Annotated in this window: 1 protein-coding gene (only partly in view); it reads right to left on the reverse strand. The window is 76.8% G+C overall.

Annotated features, from left to right (window positions below):
- Window positions 1-23,674 carry the 3' portion of a type I polyketide synthase gene (locus ACFVYI_RS21060; RefSeq protein ID WP_387887698.1) on the reverse strand. 4,826 nt of this gene lie beyond the right edge of the window, so 23,674 of the gene's 28,500 nt are visible here — the last part of the coding sequence; its start codon lies off the right edge, out of view — the gene reads right to left on this strand; its stop codon occupies window positions 1-3.

A 23,674-nucleotide genomic window follows, 5' to 3' on the forward strand; every position in this document is an offset into this window, starting at 1 on the left:
TCAGTCCTGCTCGTGGTCGGAGGTGTGCTGCAGGGCCGCCTGCACCAGGTCGTCGACGTCCATCGCGTCGATGGACTCGCCGAAGGCGTCCTCGGTCCCTTCGCCCTGGTCGGAGCCCTGGTCGGAGCCCTTGCCGATGCCCTGGGCGGCGCCCTGGGTGGCGGCCAGTTCCAGGAGCGGTTCCAGGACTCCGATCCGGCGCAGCCGATCGAGCGGGACGGAGGCGAGCAGGGACCGGATCCGCGCCCGGTCGAGCTCCTCGGGCTGCTCGTCGTGGCCGTCGGGCAGGAGTTCCCGCAGGATGTGCCCGGCCAGTTCGGCCGGTGTCGGGTGGTCGAAGACGAGCGTCGCGACCAGGCTCAGCCCGGTGGCGGCGTTGAGCTGGTTGCGCAGTTCCACCGCCCCGAGCGAGTCGAAGCCGAGATCGCGGAACGCCTTGTCCGCGCCGACCAGGTCCGCGGTCGCGTGGCCCAGCACCTCCGCCGCCCGGAGGCGGACCAGTCGGAGCAGGACGGCGGACCGGCGGCCCTCGGAGAGTCCGGCCAGTTCCTCCCGCAGGGCGGCGCCGGCCGACGGCCCGTCGCCGCCCGTCCCGGCCGCGGACGGCTCCGCGTGGCCCGGGAGTTCGGCCAGCAGCCGGCTGGGTCGCACGGCGGTGAAGGCGCGCAGGAACACCGCGGGTTCGACGTCGGAGACGACGGTCGTCGGCTCGCCGTCCATGACCGCCTGCCGCAGGGCCCGCACCGCGAGGTCCGGGTCGAGCGGCCGGATTCCGGTCCGCCGGGCCGCGGCGGCCGCCCGGTCGGTGGCGGCCATGCCGTCCCCGCCCCAGGCGCCCCAGGCGATCGAGGTGGCGGCCAGGCCCTGGGCCCGGCGCCGCTCGGCCAGGGCGTCCAGTACGGCGTTCGCGGCGGCGTAGCTGCCCTGCCCGGGGTTTCCGACCGCCGCGGAGGCGGAGGAGAAGAGGGCGAAGACCGCGAGGTCCTGTCCCCTGGTCAGCTCGTCCAGGAGCAGCGCCGAGGCGACCTTGGCGCGGAAGACCGGTTCGAAGCGGGCCGGGGTGAGGCGGTCGAGGACGGCGTCGTCGACCACGCCGGCCGCGTGCACGACCGCGGTGAGCGGCGCGCCCGCGGGGAGTGCGGCCAGCACGGCGGCGAGCGCCTCGCGGTCGGCGGCGTCGCAGGCGGCGATGGTGACCCGCGCCCCCGTGGCGGTCAGTTCGGCGTGCAGCTGCGCCGCGCCCGGGGCGGCCGGGCCTCGGCGGCTGAGCAGCACCAGGTGCCGGGCGCCCTGCTCGGCGAGCCGTCGGGCGACGTGGGCGCCCAGGGCGCCGGTGCCGCCGGTGATCAGTACGGTGCCGTCCGGGTGCCAGTCGCGGGCCGGCGGGCGGCCGGCGACTGGCTGCCCCAGCCGGCGGCCGTGGACCGCCGAGGTGCGCACCGCGACCTGGTCCTCCCCGTCGGGGTCCGCGAGGAAGCCGGCGAAGAGTGCGGCCGAGCGCTCGTCGAGCTCGTCGGGCAGGTCGATCAGGCCGCCCCAGCGCTGCGGGTACTCCAGCGCGGCGACCCGGCCCAGGCCCCAGACGGCGGCCTGGTGCAGGCCGGTCACCGGCTCCTCGGGCGACACCGCCTGGGCGCCCCGGGTGACGCACCACAGCGGTGCGGTGATCCCCGCGTCGCCGAGCGCCTGCAGCAGGGTCGCGGTGCCGAAGACGCCCGCGGGCGCCGCACCGGCCGCCGTCGCGGTGGGCGCGTCGTCGAGGGCGAGCAGGGACAGCACCCCGGCGAGGCCGGTGCGGTCGCCGGCCGCCGCGCGCAGCCGCTCGGCCAGGGCCGCCCGGTCGGTGTCGGCGTCCGCCTCGACGTGTACGGTGTCCGGGCCCAGCTGGGCGACGACCGCGGCGGTCCAGTCCTGGTCGGAGCGTCCCGCCGGGGTGACGGCGAGCCAGGTGCCCTGCGGGGTGGCGGCGGCCGGGCGGTTCAGCGGCTTCCAGCCGATCCGCCGGCGCAGGCCGTCCAGCGTGGCCTGCTCCCCGCGCCGGGTGCGCCAGTCGCGCAGGGCGGGCAGCACCTTGGCGAGCGAGTCGCTGTCCACGTCGAGCGTGTCGGCCAGGGTGTCGAAGGCCTCCTCGCGCACCGCGGACCAGAACTCCTCGTCCTCGCTCCCGGCCCCCGGGGTGGCATCGGCCTCGGCGGCCTGCAGCCAGTAGCGCTCGTGCTGGAAGGCGTAGGTCGGCAGATCGACCCGGCGGGCACCGGTGCCGTCGAACACGCCGGACCAGTCCGGGTCCAGGCCGTCGACCTGCAGCCGGGCCAGCGCCGTGAGCAGGGCGGCCTCCTCGCTCCGGTCCTTGCGCAGGGCCGGTACGGCGAGCACGGGGCGGTGGGACTGGTCGGGCCGGTCGTCGAGGGCCTCCTGGGCCAGTGCGGTCAGGGCGCCGTCCGGGCCGAGTTCGAGGAACCGGGTGACGCCGTTCGCGGCGAGCGCGCGCAGGCCGTCGCCGAACCGGACGGTCTCGCGGACGTGGCGCACCCAGTACTCCGGTGTGCCGACCAGCTCGGGCGTCGCGATGCCGCCGGTCAGGTTGGACACCAGCGGCACGCTCGGGGCGTGGTAGGAGATGCCCCGGGCGACCCGTTCGAAGTCATCGAGCATCGCGTCCATGTGTACGGAGTGAAATGCATGGCTCACCCGCAAACGCCTAGTCTTGACTCCGTCCGCCTCGAAGGCGGCGGCGATCCGCCGCACCTGTACCTCGTCGCCGGCGATCACCACGGCCTGCGGGCCGTTCACCGCCGCCACCGACACCCCGTCGGTCAGGCGGGCGAGGACCTGCTCCTCGGTCGCCCGGACGGCGACCATCGCGCCGCCGGCGGGCAGCGCGGCCATCAGCCGGGCCCGGGCCGCCACCAGGGTGCAGGCGTCCGCGAGCGGGAACACCCCGGCCAGGTGGGCGGCGGCGATCTCGCCGACCGAGTGGCCGGCCAGGAAGTCCGGCCTGATGCCCCAGGACTCGACCAGGCGGAACAGGGCCACCTCGATCGCGAACAGGGCGGGCTGGGTGCAGCCGGTGTCGTCCAGCAGGGCGGCCCGCGCCGTGCCGGTGGGCGCGAACAGCACGTCCCGCAGGGGGACGTCGAGCAGGGCGTCGAAGTGCGCCAGCACCGCGTCGAGGGCCTGGGCGAACACCGGGAACCGGCCGTACAGCTCCCGGCCCGTGCCCGGGCGCTGGGATCCCTGTCCGGAGAGCAGGAACGCGGTCCGGCCGCGCCGGCCCGGCCGGCCCTGGACCAGGTTGGCCGCGCCGCGCCCCCCGGTGAGGGCCGTCAGGCCGCGCAGCAGGTCCGCGCGGTCGCCGGCCAGGACGGTGGCCCGGTGCTCGAAGGCCGACCGGGTGGTGGCCGTGGAGTACCCGAGGTCGGTGACCGCCAGGTCGGGGTGCGCGGCCAGGTGGGCGACCAGCCGGCCGGCCTGGGCGCGCAGCGCCTCGGGGGTGACGGCGGACAGGGCGACCGGCAGTACGGCGGGGGTGAGCGGAGCCGGGTCGGTCCCGGTGTCGGGGTCGCTCTCCGGCGCCTGTTCGAGGATCACGTGCGCGTTGGTGCCGCTGGCGCCGAAGGCCGAGACCCCGGCGCGGCGCGGCCGGTCGGTGGTCGGCCACGCGGTCTCCTCGGCGAGCAGTTCGACCGTGCCCGCCGACCAGTCGACGTGCGAGGACGGCGCGTCCAGGTGCAGCGTCCCCGGCAGCACGCCGTGGTGCATCGCCATGATCATCTTGATCACGCCGGCGACGCCCGAGGCCGCCTGGGTGTGGCCGATGTTGGACTTGACCGCGCCGAGCAGCAGCGGACGCCGCGGGTCGCGGTCGCGGCCGTAGGTGGCGAGCAGGGCCTGGGCCTCGATCGGGTCGCCGAGGGTGGTCCCGGTGCCGTGCGCCTCGACGGCGTCCACGTGCGCTGCCGACAGCCCGGCGTTGCCCAGGGCCCGGCGGATGACGCGCTGCTGCGACGGGCCGTTGGGCGCCGTGATGCCGTTGGACGCGCCGTCCTGGTTGACCGCGGAGCCGCGCAGCACGGCGAGTACCCGGTGCCCCTGCCGGCGGGCCTGCGAGAGCTTCTCGACGACCAGCACGCCGACGCCCTCGGACCAGCCGGTCCCGTTCGCCGAGTCGGCGAAGGCCCGGCAGCGGCCGTCCGGCGAGAGCGCGCCCATCTCCCCGAACTCGATGAAGCCCACCGGGGTGGACATCACGGTCACCCCGCCGGCCAGGGCCATCGAGCACTCCCCGGCGCGCAGTGCCTGGGCGGCCAGGTGCAGGGCCACCAGCGAGGAGGAGCACGCCGTGTCGACGGTCACCGAGGGTCCTTCCAGACCCAGGGTGTAGGAGAGCCGGCCGGACAGCAGGCTGGCCGACTGGGCGGTTTGCACGTGGCCGAGCTGGCCGGCGGCGGGCCGGTAGTCGCCGCTGCCGCCGCCGATGAACACGCCGGTTCCGCCGCCGCGCAGGCCGGCCGGGTCGATCCCGGCGCGTTCCAGCGCCTCCCAGGCGGTCTCCAGCACGATCCGCTGCTGCGGGTCGACCACCATCGCCTCGCGCGGCGAGACCCCGAAGAAGGCGGCGTCGAAGTCGGCCACGTCGTAGAGGAATCCGCCGTTGCGGGTGACGCTGCGGCCGCGTCCGTCCCGGTCGCCCCGGGCCAGCCGGTCGAGGTCCCAGCCGCGGTCGGTCGGGAAGGCGCCGATCGCGTCCGTCCGCGCGCGCAGCAGGTCCCACAGGTCCTCCGGCGAGCGGACGCCGCCGGGGTAGCGGCAGCTCATCCCGACGATCACGACCGGGTCGTCGGCGTCGCCGGGTGCCGCCAGGGCGGCGGTCATCTGCTCGTCGGCGCCCGGGAGTTCGGCTCCCAGCAGTTCGGTGCCCAGGTGCTCCGCGAGCGCGACCGGTGTCGGGTAGTCGAAGACCAGCGTGGCCGGCAGGACGAGACCGGTGGCGGTGTTGAGCTGGTTGCGCAGGTCGACGGCGGTCAGCGAGTCGAAGCCGAGGTCCTTGAAGGCGTGGCCCGCCGGGACGTCGGTGGTGTCGGGGTGGCCCAGCACGGCGGCCACCTCGGTGCGCACCAGCGTCAGCAGCGCCTCGGCCCGGTCGGCCGTGGAGCGGGCGAGCAGGTCGGCCCGCAGGGTGGCGGCGGTGGCCGCCCGCTCCGGCGCGCCGGCCGTCGCCCGGGCCACGGCGGCGCGTGCCTCGGGCAACTCCGCGAAGAGCGGGTTCGGCCGGGGCCGGGCGAAGGCCGGCGCGAACCGGTCCCAGGCCACGTCGACCACCGTGACGGCGGGCGCGCCGTCCGCGACGGCGCGGGGCAGCGCCGACAGTGCCCGGCCCGGGTCCATGGCGGGCAGCCCGCTGAGCCGCAGGTGCCGGGCGAGGGAGGGCGGGGTGGTGTCGGCCCAGGCGCCCCAGGCGACGCAGAGCGCGGCCGCGCCCCGTGCGTGGCGGCGCTCGGCGAAGGCGTCCAGGTAGGCGCCGGCCGCGGCTCCACCCTCCTGGCCGCGCACGCCCCAGATCCCGGCGATCGACGCGAACAGCACGAACGCGTCCAACGGGTGGTCGCCGAGCGCCGTTTCGAGGGCGTCGAGGCCGGCGCGCAGCCGGGGCAGCTCGGTGCCGTGACCGGTGTGGAGCACGGCGGTCAGCGGGAGCCCCTCGGGGGCTGCGGCGAGGACCGCCGTCAGCGTGCCGGGGTCGGCCGGATCGCCCGTCACGGGCGTGAACCCGACGCCGAGCCCGGCCAGTTCGGCGGCGAGCGCGGTCGGTGCCGGGTCCTGCGGGTGGTCCGGGCCGAGCAGCAGCAGGTGGCCGGCGCCCTGGCCGGCGAGCCAGCGGGCCGCCGGCCCGCCGAAGCCGGCGCTCTCGCCGATCACCAGGACGGTGCCGCTCGGCCGCCACCCGGGGGCGGCCGGATCGGTCGCGGCCCGGACGAGGCGCCGGGCGAAGACGCCGGAGGGGCGCAGCGCGAGCTGGTCCTCGCCGTCGCCGCGCGTCAGGGCGGCGCGCAGCCGGCCCGCCGTTCGGCCGTCGAGTTCCTCCGGGAGGTCGATCAACCCGCCCCAGCGGTCGGGGTGTTCCAGTCCGGTCACCCGGCCCGCCCCCCAGACGGCGGCCTGTGCCGGGTCGGCCGGTGCGTCGGCCCGGGCGACCGAGGCCGCTCCCCGGGTGGCGCACCAGACGGGGGCGTCGAGGCCGGCCGCGGCCACCGCCGTGACCAGCGCGTCCGGCCGGGCCGGGCCGGTCGGCAGGAGCTCGGCGCCGGTGGCGAGCAGCGACAGCACGCCGGCGACGGGGGTGTCGAGCTCCACCAGGCGGGCGACCAGGCCGTCCTGGTCGGTGGGATCGGCCTCGACCCGGACGGCGTCCGGGCCGAGCGCGCCGACCAGCGCGGTCGTCCATGCCTCGGTGGCGCGGCCGGCCGGGACCAGCACCAGCCAGCTCCCGGTGTGCGGCGGCCCGCTGGGCGCGGCGGCGGCCAGCGGCTTCCAGGCCACCCGGTAGCGCCAGGTGTCCACGGTGGACTGCTCGGAGCGCTTGCGGCGCCAGGCGGACAGGGCCGGGACCAGTGCGGACAGCGCGGCGCCGTCGCCGAGTTCGAGCGTCGAGCCGAGCTGGTCGAGGTCCTCGCGTTCCACCGCGGACCAGAACGCGCTGTCCGCCGGGTCGACGGCCGTGACCGGTGCGGGCGCGGGTTCCGGCCAGTACAGCTCGCGCTGGAAGGCGTAGGTCGGCAGGTCGACCCGGCGGGCGCCGGTGCCCGCGTAGTACGCGGCCCAGTCGACGGGCAGGCCCGCGACGTGCAGCCGGGCCAGGCCGGTGACCAGGGCGGTCTCCTCGGGGCGGTCCTTGCGCAGCACCGGCGCAGCCACCGCCGCCGCGTCCAGGACCTGCTGGGCCAGCGCGGTCAGCACACCGTCGGGGCCGAGCTCCAGGAAGGCGTCGGCGCCGGCGTCGGCCATCGCCAGCACGCCGTCGGCGAACCGGACGGTCTCGCGGACGTGGCGCACCCAGTACTCCGGTGTGCCGACCAGCTCGGGCGTCGCGATGCCACCGGTCAGGTTGGACACCAGGGGAATCTCCGGCCGGCCGAAGGACAGACCCGCCACCACGGCGCGGAACTCGGCCAGCATCGGCTCCATCAGCGGCGAGTGGAAGGCGTGACTCACCCGCAGCCGGCTGGTCCGGCGGCCCTGGTTCTCGAACTCCCGTGCGGTGCGCAGGACATCGGGTTCGGCTCCGGACAGCACCACGGACCGGGGGCCGTTCACGGCGGCGATCGACAGCGACTCCCCGAGCAGCGGAAGCGCCTCGTCCTCCGTCGCCTCGACCGCCACCATCGCCCCGCCTGCGGGCAGTGCCTGCATCAGCCGGCCGCGCGCGGCCACCAGGGCGCAGGCGTCGGCCAGCGGCAGGACGCCCGCCACGTGCGCGGCCGTGACCTCGCCGATCGAGTGCCCGGCGACGAACTCCGGTCGGACACCGAGGGATTCGACCAGCCGGAAGAGCGCGACCCCGAGCGCGAACAGCCCGGTCTGGGCGTGCTCCGTCCGGTCCGGCGGCTCCGCGTCCTCGCCCCAGAGCACCTCGCGCACCGACTCGAAGCCCGGCTGCGCGCACACCGCGTCGAAGGCCTCGGCGAACACCGCGAAGCGGGCGTACAACTCCCGCCCCATACCGAGGCGTTGCGAGCCCTGACCGGAGAAGAGCACGGCCGGCGAGCGGTTCGCGGCCACGCCCCGGGCCAGCTCGACGCCGTCCAGCAGCACCGCCCGGTGTCCGAAGCCCGCCCGTCCCGCCAGCGACAACCCCACGTCCAGCGGCGACGGTTCGCCGAGCGCCGTGACCCGCCGCAGCTGCGCGTCCAGCGCCGCCGGCGACCTGCCCGACACCACCCACGGCGCCGCCGAGGGCGACACGCGGGGCGCCCCGGCCGGCTCCTCGACGTCCGGCGCCTGCTCGACGATCACATGGGCGTTGGTCCCGCTGACGCCGAAGGCGGACACGCCCGCCCGGCGCGGCGCCCCGGTGCTCGGCCAGGGCCGCGCCTCGCGCAGCAGCGTCACGGCGCCGCCCGCCCAGTCGACGTGCGAGGACGGCTCGTCCACGTGCAGCGTCTTCGGCAGCACGCCGTGGCGCATCGCCATCACCATCTTGATCACGCCCGCGACACCGGCCGCCGCCTGGGTGTGCCCCAGGTTCGACTTGACCGCGCCCACCAGCAGCGGCCGTTCCCGGTCGCGCCCGTAGGCCGCGATCAGCGCGTTGGCCTCGATCGGGTCGCCCAGGGTGGTGCCGGTGCCATGGGCCTCCACCGCGTCGACCTGGCCGGGCGTCAGGCCGGCGTCCGCCAGCGCCTGGCGGACGACGCGCTGCTGCGCGCGCCCGTTCGGCGCGGTCAGCCCGTTGCTCGCGCCGTCCTGGTTGACGGCCGCGCCGCGCAGGACGCCCCAGACCCGGTGGCCGTTGCGGCGGGCGTCGGACAGCCGCTCCAGCACCAGCACGCCCGCGCCCTCCGACCACGCCGTGCCGTCCGCCGAGTCGGCGAACGCCTTGCACCGGCCGTCGGGGGCCAGACCGCCCTGGGCGGTGAACTCGACGAACGCGTCGGGGCTGGACATCACCGACACACCGCCGGCCAGCGCCAGCGAGCACTCACCGCTGCGCAGCGTGCGCGCGGCCAGGTGCATCGCCACCAGGGCGGAGGAGCAGGCGGTGTCCACGGTGACGGCCGGCCCCTCCAGGCCCAGCGTGTAGGACAGCCGCCCGGACATCACGCTGGCCGTGTTGCCGGTGGCGACATGGCCCTGGACCTCGGCCGTGCCGCGGCGCAGCACCGAGGTGTAGTCCTGGCCGTTGGTGCCGACGAAGACGCCGGTCGCGCTGCCGCGCAGGGCGTCCGCGGCGATGCCGGCCCGTTCCAGCGCCTCCCAGGTGGTCTCCAGCAGCAGGCGCTGCTGGGGGTCCATCGCGATCGCCTCACGCGGCGAGATCCCGAAGAACCGGGCGTCGAACCGGCCCACGCCGTCCAGGAACCCGCCCTGCAGGGTGACCGAGGCGCCGCGCCCGAGGGCTTCGAGGTCCCAGCCCCGGTCGGCGGGGAAGGCCGAGATGACGTCCTCCTCCCGCTCCAGCACCCGCCAGAGGTCCTCCGGGGACTCCACGGCGCCGGGGAAGCGGCAGCCGATGCCGACGATCGCGATCGGGTCGTCCGCCACGGTCCCGGCGGCCGGGGTGACGGCGTCGTGGTCACGGTCGCGGTCCTGGTCCTGCTCCGGCAGCGAGCCGAGCAGTTCGCCGAGCAGGAGGTCGCCGAGCGCCTGCGGGGTGGGGTGGTCGTAGAGCAGCGTGCTCGGCAGGCGCAGACCGGTCGTGGCGGTGAGGGCGTTGCGCAGTTCCACGGTGGTCAGCGAGTCGAAGCCGAGGTCGGTGAAGGCCTGGTCGGCCTCGACGGCCGAGGCGTCGGCATGGCCCAGCACGGCGGCCACGTGAGCCCGGACCAGCTCCTGGACCAGGCGGGTGCGCGCGGCGCCGGTGAGCTCGGCCAGACGCTGCCGCAGCCCGGACTCCCGGCCGGTCGTGACCGCCCCGGCCGCGGTCGGTGGCCGGTGCAGCTCGGGCAGGTCGGCGACCAGCGGGTTCGGCCGCAGGGCGGCGAACACCGTGGCGAAGCGCTGCCAGTCGACGTCCGCCACGGCCACCACCGGGTCGTCCTGCCCGAGGGCGTGGCCCAGCGCGGCCAGGGCGAGCCGCGGCGCCATCGGCGCGAACCCGCCCCGGCGCACCCGCGCCTCGACGCCCGCGCCGTCGGCGGCCATCCCGGCCTCGGCCCAGGGGCCCCAGGCGACGGAGGTGGCGGGCAGGCCCTCGTCCCGCCGCTGCTGTGCGAAGGCGTCCAGGAAGGCGTTGGCGGCGGCGTAGTTGGCCTGTCCGGCGGCGCCGAACGTGCCCGTGGTGGAGGAGAAGAGGACGAAGGCCGACAGTTCGGCGTCGCGGGTCAGCTCGTGCAGGTTGACCGCGGCGTCGAGCTTGGGGCGCAGCACGGCCGTGAAGCTCTCGGCGCTCAGGCCGTCCAGGACGCCGTCCGCGACCACACCGGCGGTGTGGAACACGGCGGTGAGCGGAAGCTCCTCGGGCACGGCGGCCAGGACCGCCGCCAGCTGCTCCCGGTCGGCGGCGTCGCAGGCGGCCAGGGTGACCCGGGCGCCCAGCGCGGTGAGTTCGCGGCTCAGCTGCTCCGCCCCCGGCGCCCCGGGGCCGCGGCGGCCGACCAGCAGCAGGTGCTCGGCGCCCTGTCCGGCCAGCCAGCGGGCGACGTGCCCGCCGAGGCCGCCGGTTCCTCCGGTGACCAGCACGGTGCCGGTGGGGGTGAACTCCCGGGCCGCGGGCCGGTCGCCCACCGGGTGGTGGGCGAGCCGGCGGGCGAAGGCGCCGGAGGGCCGCAGCGCCAGCTGGTCCTCGCCGGTCGCCCCGGCCAGCACGGCCTCCAGTCGGCGGACGGTGCTCTCGTCGACCGTCTCCGGCAGGTCGACCAGGCCGCCCCAGCGCTGCGGGTGTTCGAGCGCGACGCTGCGTCCGAGGCCCCAGACCGCGCTCTGGACGGGGTCGGTGAGGTGGTCGGCGCGGCCGGTCGCGACGGCGCCCCGGGTCAGGCACCACAGCGGCGCCTCGATGCCCGCGTCGCCGAGTGCCTGCACCGCGGCGACGGTCGAGGGCAGGCTGTCCGCGCCCGGCGCGGGCAGGGCCAGCACTCCGGCGAACTCCCCGCCCTCGGAGCGCAGTTCACGCAGGGTCCGGGCCAGCGCGCGCCGGTCCGGTCCGATGTCGGCCGACCGGACCGGGCCGTCGAACAGCGCGTCGAGCCACGGGTGGTCGGGGGTGTCGCCGGCCGGGCGCAGGACCAGCCAGGTGCCCGCGGGGCGCACGGCAGGCGAGTCGGCGAGCGGCTTCCAGGTGACGCGGTAGCGCCAGCCGTCCACCGTGGAGCGGTCGAGCCGCCCGCGGCGCCAGGTCGACAGCGCGGGCACCATCACCCTCAGGGTGTCGTCGTCCAGGTGCAGGTCGGCGCCGAGCGCCGGCAGGTCGGCCCGTTCCACCGCGGACCAGAACCGCGCGTCCGCCGGATCCGGCCGGCCGGCGGGGCGGGCGGCGTCCGTCTCGGGCCAGTACCGGCGGCGCTGGAACGGGTAGGTCGGCAGCTCGACGCGGCGGGCGCCGGTGCCGGCGAAGACCGCGTCCCAGTCCGGTCGCACGCCGTTCGCGTGGAGCCGGGCGAGCGCGCCGGTGAGGGTCGCCTGCTCGGCCCGGCCGCGGCGCAGGACGGCGATCGCGGCCGGCCCCGCCGCGTCACCGAGGGTCTCCCGGGCGGCGCCGGCCAGCACCCCGTCGGGGCCGAGCTCCAGGAAGGTGGTGGTGCCCTGCTCGGCGAGCAGCCGCACGGCGTCCGCGAAGCGCACGGTGCGGCGGACCTGGTCGACCCAGTAGTCGGGCGAGCAGAGCTGCTCGGCGGTGGCGAGTGCACCGGTGACGGTGGAGACCACCGGGATGACCGGCGCGTGGTAGGTCACCGTGGCGGCGACCTTGCGGAACGCGGCGAGCATCGGCTCCATCAGCGGCGAGTGGAAGGCGTGCGAGACGCGCAGCCGCCCGGCCCGGCGCCCCTGGGCCGTGAACCGGTCGACCAGCGCCCGGACGGCCGCTTCCTCGCCCGCGACGACCAGGGAGGCCGGCGCGTTGACCGCGGCGACCGAGACCGCCGCGCCGAGCAGGGGCAGCACCTCCTCCTCGCTCGCCTCCAGGGAGGCCATCGCACCCCCGGCGGGCAGCGCGGCCATCAGCCGGCCGCGGGCCGCCACCAGGCGGCAGGCGTCCTCCAGCGACAGCACACCCGCCACGTGGGCGGCGGCGAGTTCGCCGACCGAGTGGCCGACCAGGTGGTCCGGTCGCAGACCCCAGGACTCGACGAGCCGGTGGAGCGCGACTTCGAGCGCGAACAGCGCGGGCTGGGTGTATCCGGTGTCGTCCAGCAGCCCGGCCTGCGCCGTGTCCGGCTCGGCGAACAGCACGTCCCGGACGGAGTGGTCGAGTTCGAGGTCGAGGCGGTTCAGGACGGCGTCCAGGGCCTCGGCGAACACCGGGTGACGCGCGTGGAGCTCCCGGCCCGCCCCCGGCCGCTGGCTGCCCTGTCCGGTGAAGAGGAAGGCCAGCCGGCCGCGGGCGGCCCGGCCGGTGACCAGGGCGGCGTCCGGCAGGCCGTCCCGCAGGGCCGTGAGGGCCCGTTCCAGCTCCTCGCGCCGCCCGGTCACCACGGCGGCCCGGCGTTCCAGCGCGGAGCGGGTGGTGGCGAGCGAGAACGCCAGGTCGGCCAGGGGGAGTTCGGGCCGCCGGCCGAGCAGCGACAGCACCCGGTCGGCCTGGGCGCGCAGGGCGAGGTCGGTCCGCGCGGAGAGCACCACCGGCACGGCGGGGAGCGCGGCGGACTCGACGGCGGACGGCGCCACGGAGGCGGAGGCGGAGGCGGAAGCCTGCGTCACCGGAGCCGCCGCCGGAGCGACGACCGGCCCGGGCAGCCCGGTGGGCTCGGCCACCGACGGCGCCTGCTCCAGGACGAGGTGCGCATTGGTGCCGCTGAGGCCGAAGGAGGAGACCCCCGCGCGGCGCGGACGGCCCGTCCCCGGCCAGGCCCGCTCCTCGGTCAGCAGCTCGATCGCGCCGGCCGACCAGTCGACGTGCGAGGACGGCCGGTCCACGTGCAGCGTCGGCGGCAGCACACCGTGCCGCATCGCCATCACCATCTTGATCACCCCGGCGACCCCCGAGGCCATCTGGGTGTGACCGATGTTCGACTTGACCGAGCCGAGCAGGAGCGGGCGCTCGCGCTCCAGGCCGTAGGTCGCGAGCAGCGCCTGCGCCTCGATCGGGTCGCCCAGCCTGGTGCCGGTGCCGTGGCCCTCCACCGCGTCGACCTCGGCGGCGGCCAGCCGCGCGTTCGCCAGCGCCTGGCGGATCACCCGCTGCTGCGATGGCCCGTTCGGCGCGGTCAGGCCGTTCGAGGCGCCGTCCTGGTTGACGGCGCTGCCGCGGACCACGGCCAGCACCCGGTGCCCGTTGCGCAGCGCGTCGGAGAGCCGCTCCACCAGGACCAGGCCGACGCCCTCGGCCAGGCTCATGCCGTCGGCGGCCTCGGCGTACGCCTTGCAGCGGCCGTCGGCGGCCATCGCCCGCTGCCGGCTGAAGCCGACGAACGCGTTGGGCGTGGCCATGATGCTGACCCCGCCGGCGAGGGCGAGCGAGCTCTCCCCGTTGCGCAGCGACTGGCAGGCCAGGTGCAGCGCGACCAGCGAGGAGGAGCAGGCGGTGTCCAGGGTGACGGCCGGGCCCTCGAAGCCGAAGGTGTAGGAGAGCCGCCCGGACAGCACGCTGGGGATGGTGCCGGTGATCAGGTGTCCCTCGGCGCCGTCCGGGCCGCCCCCGCCGGCGATGTAGTCCTGGTAGCTCGCGCCGATGAAGGTGCCGGTCCGGCTGCCGCGCAGCGTGGCGGGGTCGATGCCGGCCCGCTCCATCGCCTCCCAGCCGGTTTCCAGCAGCAGGCGCTGCTGCGGGTCCATGGAGAGCGCCTCACGCGGCGAGATGCCGAAGAACGCGGCGTCGAACTCGGCCGCCTCGTGCAGGAATCCGCCGCGGGTCGAGTAGGTGCGGCCCGGTTGGTCCGGGTCCGGGTCGTACAGCCCCTCGGCGTCCCAGCCCCGGTCGAGCGGGAACTCCGTGATGGCGTCGGTGCCCCGGGAGACCAGCTCCCACAGGGCCTCGGGTGAGCCGGCGCCGCCGGGGTAGCGGCAGCTCATGCCGATGATGGCGATCGGGTCCTCGTCGGCGGCGGGGCCGCCCGCGTGCTGCGGCGCCGCCGTGGCCGCCCCCGGCACGCCGGCGATCCGTGTGCGGAGGAACTCCACCAGGGCGAGCGGGTTGGGGTGGTCGAAGACCATCGTGCTCGGCAGCGTCAGCCCGGTCACGCCGGCCAGCCGGTTGCGCAGGTCCACGGCGGTCAGCGAGTCGAAGCCGACCTCGCGGAACGCCCGCTGTTCGGACAGCACCTCGGGCGAGGCGTGGCCCAGCACGGTGGCCGCCTCGGCGCGGACCAGGTCCAGCAGCACCCGGTCCTGCTCGACGCCGGGCAGCGCCCGTAGCCGGGAGGCGAACTCGGCGTCACCGGCGGGCCGTTCGGCCGCCGATCGGAGGGCCCGCACCTCCGGGATCCGCTCGAAGAGCGCGGTCGGCCGGCCGGAGGTGAAGACCGGGTGGTAGCGGTCCCAGTCGATGTCGGCGACGGCCAGCACGCCCTGTTCGTCGAGGGCCGGGCGCAGCGCGGCCAGGGCCTGCTGCGGCGCCATGAAGACCAGGCCGCTGCGGCGGATCTGGCCCGGGTCCACCCGGCCGAGTTCGAGGTCGTCGGCCCAGATGCCCCAGGAGACGGCGGTGGCGTGCGCGCCACGGGCCCGGCGGTGCTCGGCCAGCGCGTTGAGGTAGGCGTTGGCCGCGACGTACGCGGCGTGCTGTCCGCTGCCCCACAGGCCGGCGGTGGAGGAGTAGAGGACGAAGGCGTCGAGCTGGTCGTCGTCCAGCAGTTCGTCGAGGTGCCGGGCGCCGGCGACCTTGGCGTGCACGACCCGGGCGAACGCCTCGGGGGTGGTCTCGTCCAGCGGGGCCAGTTCGATCACGGCGGCCGTGTGCACCACGGTGCGGACGGTGTGGCCCTCGGCCGTCAGCCCGGCCAGCAGGCGGGCGACCGCCTCGCGGTCGGTGAGGTCGCAGGAGACCACGGTGGCCGTGCAGCCGCGCTCGGCGAGTTCGGCGACGAGTTCGGCCGCGCCGGGCGCCGCCGGGCCCCGGCGGCTGGTCAGTACCAGCCGTTCGGCGCCCTGGTCGGCGAGCCAGCGGGCCAGGTGCGGGCCGAGTGTGCCGGTGCCGCCGGTCACCAGGGTGGTGCCGCGCGGCGTCCAGCCGGCGGCGGGCGCGGTCTCGGCGGTGGCGCGCGCGATCCGCCGGGCGAGCGCGCCCGAGGGCCGGATCGCCACCTGGTCCTCGCCGGTGCGGCCGGTGAGGACGGCGGCCAGTCGTTCGCCGGCCCGCCGGTCCAGGGTCTCGGGGAGGTCGACCAGGCCGCCCCAGCGCTGCGGGTGCTCCAGGGCGGCGGTCCAGCCGAGGCCGTGGATCTGCGCCTGGACGGGGTTGGTCAGCCGGTCGGCCCGCCCGGTGGAGACCGCGCCCCGGGTGAGGCACCACAGGGGCGCGTCGAGGCCCGCGTCCCCCAGCGCCTGGATCAGGGAGAGGGTCAGCGCGAGGCCGGCGGAGAGCGCCGGGTGGCGTTCGTCGGCCGTCTCGTCGGCGGCCAGCGCGGACACGATCCCGGTGAACTCCCCCAGCTCCCGGAGCCGTTCGGCCAGGGTGGCGCGGTCGGTGCCGGCCTCGTCCAGCGTCAGGCGCCGGACCTGCGCGCCGTGCGCGGTGAGGGCCTCGGCGATGTCCTGCGCGTCCGTGGCGGCGCCCGTGACGAGCAGCCAGCCGCCCGGGAGCGTGGCCGTGCCCAGGGCGCCGAGCGGCTCCCAGGCGGCCCGGTAGCGCCAGGAGTCGACCGTGGCGCGGTCGCGGCGTCGGCGGTGCCAGTCGGTCAGTGCGGGCAGCACCGGCGCCAGCGAGCTCCGGTCGAGCCGCAGGTTCGCGGCGAGCGTGTCGACGTCCTCCTCCTCGACGGCGCTCCAGAACGCGGTGTCCGCCGGGTCCGCCGCGGCCGCGGTCCGCGACGCGGCCGGGACGGCCCACAGGTGCTCGCGCCGGAAGGCGTAGGTCGGCAGGTCGACCGGGCGGGCGCCGGTGCCCGCGAAGACCGGGGCCCAGTCCACCCGGACGCCCTGGACGTGGGCCTCGGCGAGCGAGGTCAGGAAGCGGTCCAGGCCGCCCTTGTCGCGGCGCAGCGTGCCGACGACGCTCGCGCGGGCGCCGGTGTCCTCGGCGGTCGCCTGGACGGTCATGGTCAGCACCGGGTGGGGGCTGATCTCGACGAAGACCCGGTGGTCCTGGGCGAGCAGGTCCCGCACGGCGGGGTCGAAGCCGACGGTCCGGCGCAGGTTGCGGTACCAGTACCCGGCGTCCAGCCCGGTGGTGTCCGCCCAGTCGCCGGTCACGGTGGAGAAGAACGGCACCCGGGCGGCGCGCGGGCGCACCGGCGCCAGCGCCGTCAGCAGTTCCTCGCGCAGCAGCTCGACCTGGGTGGAGTGCGAGGCGTAGTCGACCGCGATCCGCCGGGCCCGGACGTTCTCGGCGGCGAGGTCGGCGACCAGCGCGTCCAGGTGCTCCGGCGGGCCGGCGACCACGACGGTGTGCGGCCCGTTGACGGCGGCGACGGTGACGTCCCCGCCGCGGGCCCGCAGGCGCTCCTCGGTCTCGGCCGCCGACAGCGGGACGGAGACCATGCCGCCGGAGCCGGCCAGCACCCGGCCGATGGCCCGGCTGCGCAGTGCGACCACCCGGGCCGCGTCCTCCAGCGAGAGGGCCCCGGCGACGGCGGCGGCGGCTATCTCGCCCTGCGAGTGCCCGAGCACGGCGTCCGGCCGGACGCCGTACGACTGCCACAGGTGGGCCAGCGACACCATCACCGCGAAGGACGCGGGTTGGACGACGTCGACCTTGTCCAGCGCCGGCGCGCCGTCGGCCTGGCGCAGCACGTCCACCAGCGACCAGTCGACGAAGGACGACAGGGCGGCGGCGCACTCGTGCAGGCGCTCGGCGAAGACCGGTGACTCCTCCAGCAGCCGTGCTCCCATGCCGGCCCACTGGGACCCCTGGCCGGGGAAGACGAAGACGGTCCGGCCCTCGGCCCCGGTGACGCCCTGCACGACGTTCGCCGAGGACTCGCCGGTGCTCAGGGCCGTCAGCCCCGCCCGCAGGGTCGCGGTGTCGGTGCCGAGGACCACCGCGCGGTGGTCGAGCAGCGCGCGCGTGCCGACCAGGGAGTGGCCGACGTCGACGGGGCGCAGGTCCCCGTCGTGGGCGGCGAGGTTGGCGGCCTGGGCGCGCAGCGCGCCCGGCGTCCGGGCGGACAGCACCCAGGGGACGACGCCACCGGCCGGGCGGTCCTCGCCGTCCGTCTCGACCGCGGGCGGCCGCGGCGCCTCCTCCAGGACGGCGTGCGCGTTGGTGCCGCTGATCCCGAAGGAGGACACCGCGCAGCGCCGGGTCCGTTCGCCCCCGCGCCATTCGACGGGGTCGTGGAGCAGGGACACCGTGCCCGGGGTCCAGTCGATGTGGGAGGACGGCCGGTCGGCGTGCAGGGTGCGCGGCAGCGTGCCGTGGCGCAGCGCCAGGACCATCTTGATCACACCGGCGACGCCCGCCGCCGACTGGGTGTGGCCGATGTTCGACTTGACCGAGCCGAGCAGCAGCGGGCGCTCGCGCTCCCGGTCGCGGCCGTAGGTGGCCTGGAGGGCCTGCGCCTCGATCGGGTCGCCGAGCGAGGTGCCGGTGCCGTGCGCCTCGACCGCGTCGATGTCGCCCGCGTCGAGCCCGGCGTTGCTCAGCGCCTGCCGGATCACCCGCTGCTGGGCGGGGCCGTTGGGCGCGGTGAGGCCGTTGCTGGCGCCGTCCTGGTTGATCGCCGAGCCGCGCACCACGGCGAGGACCTGGTGGCCGTTGCGCCGCGCGTCGGAAAGCCGTTCCAGGACGAGCACGCCGATGCCCTCGGCGAGGGTCATGCCGTCGGCGTCGTCGGCGAAGGACTTGCACCGGCCGTCGGCGGCGAGCGCCCGCTGGCGGCTGAAGGCGATGAAGGAGGCCGGGTTGGTCATCACCGTCGCGCCGCCCGCCAGGGCCAGCGAACTCTCGCCGTTGCGCAGCGACTGGCAGGCCAGGTGCAGCGCGACCAGCGAGGAGGAGCAGGCGGTGTCCACCGTGACGGCCGGACCCTCCAGGCCGAACAGGTAGGCCAGCCGCCCGGACAGCACGCTCGGGCTGGTGCCGGTCACGGCGTGCCCGGCGGAGCCGTCCGCCATGCCGAGCCCGTACTCCTGGTACGTCGAGCCGATGAAGGTGCCGGTGGGGCTGCCGTGGACGGAGGTCGGGTCGATGCCGGCCGACTCGAAGGCCTCCCAGGTGGTCTCCAGCAGCAGGCGCTGCTGCGGGTCCATGGAGAGCGCCTCGCGCGGCGAGATGCCGAAGAAGCCGGGGTCGAACTCGCCCGCGTCGTGCAGGAACCCGCCCTGCGTGGTGTAGGCCTTGCCGGGCGCGTCCGGGTCCGCGTCGTACAGCCCGGTGGTGTCCCAGCCGCGGTTGACCGGGAAGTCGGAGATGGCGTCGGTGCCCCGGGAGACCAGCTCCCAGAACTGCTCGGGCGAGCGGACGCCGCCGGGCAGCCGGCAGCCCATGCCGACGATCGCGATCGGTTCGTCGAAGCGTCCGGCGGTGGCGGGCGCGGTGGCCGGCCCGGCCTCGGCGAGGCCGAGGATCCGGCCGCGCAGGTAGTCGGCCAGGGCCAGGGGGGTCGGGTGGTCGAAGGCCATCGTGCTCGGCAGCGCGAGACCGGTCAGCGCGGCCAGTCGCTTGCGCAGGTCCACGGCGGTCAGCGAGTCGAAGCCGGCGTCGCGGAACGCCCGCTTCTCCGTGACCGCTTCGGCGCCGGCGTGGCCGAGGACGACGGCCGCCTCGCGCCGGACCAGGTCGACCAGCACCCGCTGCTGCTCGGCCCCGTCCAGGCCGGCCAGCCTGCGGGCGAACTCCGACGCGGGCCCCTCGGCGCCCTGCGCGGCCGTCAGGACGGCCCGGGCCTCGGGGAGTTCGGTGAGCAGCGCGCTCGGCCGGGCGGCGGTGAAGACGGGCGCGTACCGCTCCCAGTCGACGTCGGCCACCGTCACGGTCACCTCGTGCTGCAGCACCGCGCGGCGCAGCTCGGCGATCGCCGACCCGGGTGCCAGGAACCGCAGACCCTGGCGCCGCAGGCTCTCCGCGACGGCGGCGTGGGCGGCCATCCCGGCCCCGGCCCACGGGCCCCAGGCCACCGAGGTGGCGGCCAGTCCGCGGGCCCGCCGGTGCTCGGCGAGGGCGTCGAGGTAGGCGTTCGCGGCGCCGTAGGCACTCTGCCCGGCGCTGCCCCAGACGCCGGCGACGGAGGAGACCAGGACGAAGAAGTCCAGCTCGCGGTCGCCGAGCAGGGCGTCGAGGTTGGCGGCGCCGCGCAGCTTCGCGGCGGTCAGCCCGGCGATCTCGGACAGCGGCGTCGCGTCCAGCGGTGCGGCCTGGCCGACGCCCGCCGCGTGCACCACGCCGGTCAGCGGGTGCTCGGCCTCGATGCCGGCCAGCAGGGCGGCCAGTTGTGCGCGGTCGGCCACGTCGCAGGCCGCGACGGTGACGCGGGCACCCGCCGCGGTGAGTTCGGCGACCAGTTCGCGGGTGCCGGGGGCGTCCGGGCCGCGCCGGCCGGTCAGCACCAGGTGCGGTGCGCCGCTGCGGGCGAGCCAGCGGGCGGTCTCGGCGCCGAGCGCCCCGGTGCCGCCGGTGATCAGCACCGTGCCGGTGGCGGTGAAGTCGGCGGCCTGCGGCAGCTCGGCGCCGCGGTGGCGTACCAGGCGCCGGCCGTGGGCGGTGCCCGCGCGCAGCGCGAGCTGGTCCTCGGCGCCCTCGCCGCCGCGCGCCGCCAGCGCGCTGACCAGCCGCTGCACGGTCGGCGTGTCGAGCTCGGGAGGGAGGTCGACGAGCCCGCTCCACTGCTGCGGGCGCTCCAGTGCGGCGACCCGCCCCAGGCCCCAGACCGCGGCCTGGACGGGGTTGCCGAGCGGGTCGCCCGCACCGGTCGAGACCGCGCCCCTGGTCACCGTCCAGAGCGGGACGGTCGAGCCGGTGTCGCCCAGGGCCTGGGCGAGCACCGCGCTCAGGGCGAAGCCGACCGGCAGCCCGGTGCCGGTGAGGACCGGTCCGTCGGCCAGCGGGAGCAGCGAGAGGATGCCGGAGACCTCGTCGAACGCGCCGATCCGGGCGGCGAGTTCGGCCCGGTCGAGGCAGTCCTCGGCCAGCGCCAGCCGCTCGAACCGGGCGCCGTGCCCGCGCAGCGCGCCCAGCAGCTCGCCGTCCTCGACCTCGTCGGTGGTGAGCACCAGCCAGCGGCCGTCCAGGACGGGCGCCGCGCTCGCCCGCACCGGCTTCCACTCCACCCGGTATCGGGCGGCGTCCAGCAGGGTCTTCTCCTGGCGGTGGCGACGCCGGTTCGACAGGGCGGGGAGCAGCGCGTACAGGCCGGCGTGCTGCTCGTCGCGCAGGCCGAGCAGGGCGGCCAGCTCGGCGGTGTCGCCGCGGTCGACCGCCCCCCACAGCGCCGGGTCGGCCTGGTCGGCAGCCGTCCCGGTGGCGGGGGCGGCCGTGGTCTCGGGCCAGTACCGCTCGTGCTGGAAGGCGTAGGTCGGCAGGTCGACGCGGTGTGCTCCGGTCCGGGCGTAGAACTGCTCCCAGTCCACCGGGATGCCGCGCACGTGGAGCCGGGCCAGCGCCGTGGTGGCGGCCTGCTCCTCGGCGCGGTCGGTGCGCAGCAGCGGCACCAGGTCCAGGCCCGGTTCGTCGCCCAGGGTGTCCTGGGCGAGCGCGCAGAGCACGCCGTCCGGGCCGATCTCCAGGAAGGTGGCCGTGCCCGAGGCGCGCAGGGTGCGCACGCCGTCGGCGAAGCGGACCGTGCGGCGCACCTGCTCGGCCCAGTGGTCGGGCGAGGCCAGCTGCTCCCCGGTCACCGGCCCGCCCGTGACGCCCGACACCAGGGCGGTTCGCGGCTCGTGGAACGCGAGCGTGCCGACCACCTGCCGGAACTCGGCCAGCATCGGCTCCATCAGCGGCGAGTGGAAGGCGTGCGAGACGCGCAGCCGCTTGGTCCTGCGCCCCTGGGCGGCGAACCGCTCGGCGGTCCGCAGGACTTCGGCCTCGTCACCGGCGAGCACCACGGCCCGCGGGCCGTTCACCGCCGCCACCGACACGCCGGGTGTCAGCCGTGCCAGCGCCTCCTCCTCGGTGGCCTGCACCGAGACCATCGCCCCGCCGGCGGGCAGCGCCTGCATCAGCCGGGCCCGGGCGCAGACCAGCGTGGCCGCGTCCGGCAGCGAGAGCACGCCCGCGACGTACGCGGCGGCGATCTCGCCGACCGAGTGGCCGAGCAGCGCGCCGGGCCGGACGCCCCAGGACTCGACCAGGCGGAACAGCGCGACCTCGATCGCGAAGAGCGCGGGCTGCGCCCAGCCGGTCCGCTCCAGCAGCTCGGCCTCCGGCGTGCCCTCGGCCGCGAACAGCACCTCGCGCAGCGGCCGCTCCAGCCGGGTGTCCAGCTGCGCCAGCACCTCGTCCAGCGCCCGGGCGAACACCGGGAACCGGGCGTGCAGTTCACGCCCCATCCCGAGCCGCTGCGAGCCCTGGCCGGCGAACAGGAAGGCCGGGCGCCCGGCGCCACCGGTCTCGCCCTCGACCAGGCCGGCCGCCGGGGCGCCCTCGGCCAGGGCGGCGAGCGCGTGCAGCAGCTCCTCCCGGCCGCCGACGACGACCGCGCGCTGCTCGAAACCGGACCGGGTGGTGGCGAGGGAGTGGCCGATGTCGGCCGGTCGCAGCTCCGGGCGCGCCGTCACGAAGGCCCGCAGCCGGGCCGCCTGGTCCCGCAGCGCCGCCCGGCTGCGGCCGGCGAGCGGCCAGGCCGCCAGGCCCGGCGTGATCCCGGCCTCCGGCAGGGCCTCACGCCGCTGCGGCGCCTGCTCGACGATCAGGTGCGCGTTGGTGCCGCTGAAGCCGAACGAGGAGATGCCGGCCCGGCGCGGCCGGCCCGTCTCGGGCCAGGGCAGCTGCGCGGTGACCGGCTCCACCGCCCCCGACTCCCAGTCCACGTGGGAGGAGAGCCGTTCGGCGTGCAGCGTGCCGGGGACGACGCCGTGGCGCATCGCCAGCACCATCTTGATCACGCCCGCGACGCCGGCCGCCGCCTGGGTGTGCCCGATGTTCGACTTGATCGAGCCGAGGTGCAGCGGGCGCTCCCGGTCCTGGCCGTAGGTGGCGAGCAGTGCCTGTGCCTCGATCGGGTCGCCGAGGGCGGTGCCCGTACCGTGCCCCTCGACCACGTCCACGTCGGTGGTCCGCAGCCCCGCGGCGGCCAGCGCCTGGCGGATCACCCGCTGCTGCGAGGGGCCGTTGGGCGCGGTCAGGCCGTTCGAGGCGCCGTCCTGGTTGACGGCGCTGCCGCGCACCACCGCCAGCACCCGGTGGCCGTGGCGCCGCGCGTCGGAGAGCCGTTCCAGGACGAGCACCCCGACGCCCTCGGACCAGCCGACGCCGTCGGCGCCGTCCGCGTAGGCCTTGCAGCGCCCGTCCGGGGACAGCCCGCGCTGGCGGGAGAACTCGATCAGCGAGGTCGGGGTGGACATCACCGTGACACCGCCGGCCAGGGCCAGCGAGCACTCGCCGGCCCGCAGTGCCTGCATCGCCCAGTGCATGGCGACCAGCGAGGAGGAGCAGGCGGTGTCGACGGTGACGGCCGGGCCCTCCAGCCCGAGCACGTAGGAGACCCGCCCGGAGGCGATGCTCGGCGAGGTGCCGCTGCCCTGGTACCCCTCGTACTGACCGCCGGTCAGGTGGGCCGCGTAGTCGTTGTACATCACGCCGGCGAACACCCCGGTCCGGCTGCCGCGCAGTGAGAGCGGGTCGATCCCGGCGCGCTCGATCGCCTCCCAGGAGGCCTCCAGCAGCAGCCGCTGCTGGGCGTCGGTGGCCAGCGCCTCGCGCGGGCTCATCCCGAAGAAGGCGGGGTCGAACTCGGCGGCCTCGTGCAGGAATCCGCCGTAGCGGGTGTAGGCGGTGCCGAGGTGGTCCGGGTCGGGGTCGTAGAGCGCGTCGAGGTTCCAGCCCCGGTCGGTGGGCAGCCCGGAGATCGCGTCGGTGCCCTCGCTGACCAGGCGCCACAGGTCCTCGGGCGAGGCGACCCCGCCCGGGTAGCGGCAGCCCATGCCGACGATCACGATCGGATCGCCGTCGACGGCGGCGGCGGGCGCGGCCTCGGTCGACAGGTCGCTCCGGGCTCCGGTCAGCTGCTCCAGCACGTGCCCGGCCAGCGCCGTCACGGTCGGGTAGTCGAAGACCGCGGTGGCCGAGGTCCGCAGACCGGTCACCGCACCGAGCCGGTTGCGCAGTTCCACGGCGGTCAGCGAGTCGAAGCCGAGGTCCTGGAACTGCCGCAGCGGGTCGACGTCCGCCGGGCCCGCGTGCCGCAGCACCGCGGCGACCTGGGCGCGGATCAGCTCCACGACCGCCTCGGTGCGGGCCGCCCCGTCCAGCCGGGAGAGCCGCTGCGCCAGGCTCGCGGCCGCCTCCGGGCCGGCCACCACCGAGCGCCGGAGCGGGGTGCGGATCAGCCCGCGCAGCAGCGGCGCCACCTCGCCCCGGGCGCGCAGCGCCGCGAGGTCCAGGCGTACCGGCAGCAGCGCGGGCCGGTCCAGGGCGAGCGCGGCGTCGAAGAGCGCCAGGCCGTCCCGCTCGGCGAGCGCGGGCGTGCCCAGCCGGGCCAGCCGGGCCAGTTCGCCCTCGGTCAGGCCGCCGGTCATGCCGCCGGTCGCGTCGTCCGACGGCGCCCAG

Source organism: Kitasatospora sp. NPDC058218, from assembly GCF_042882445.1.
Classification (GTDB): Bacteria; Actinomycetota; Actinomycetes; order Streptomycetales; family Streptomycetaceae; genus Kitasatospora.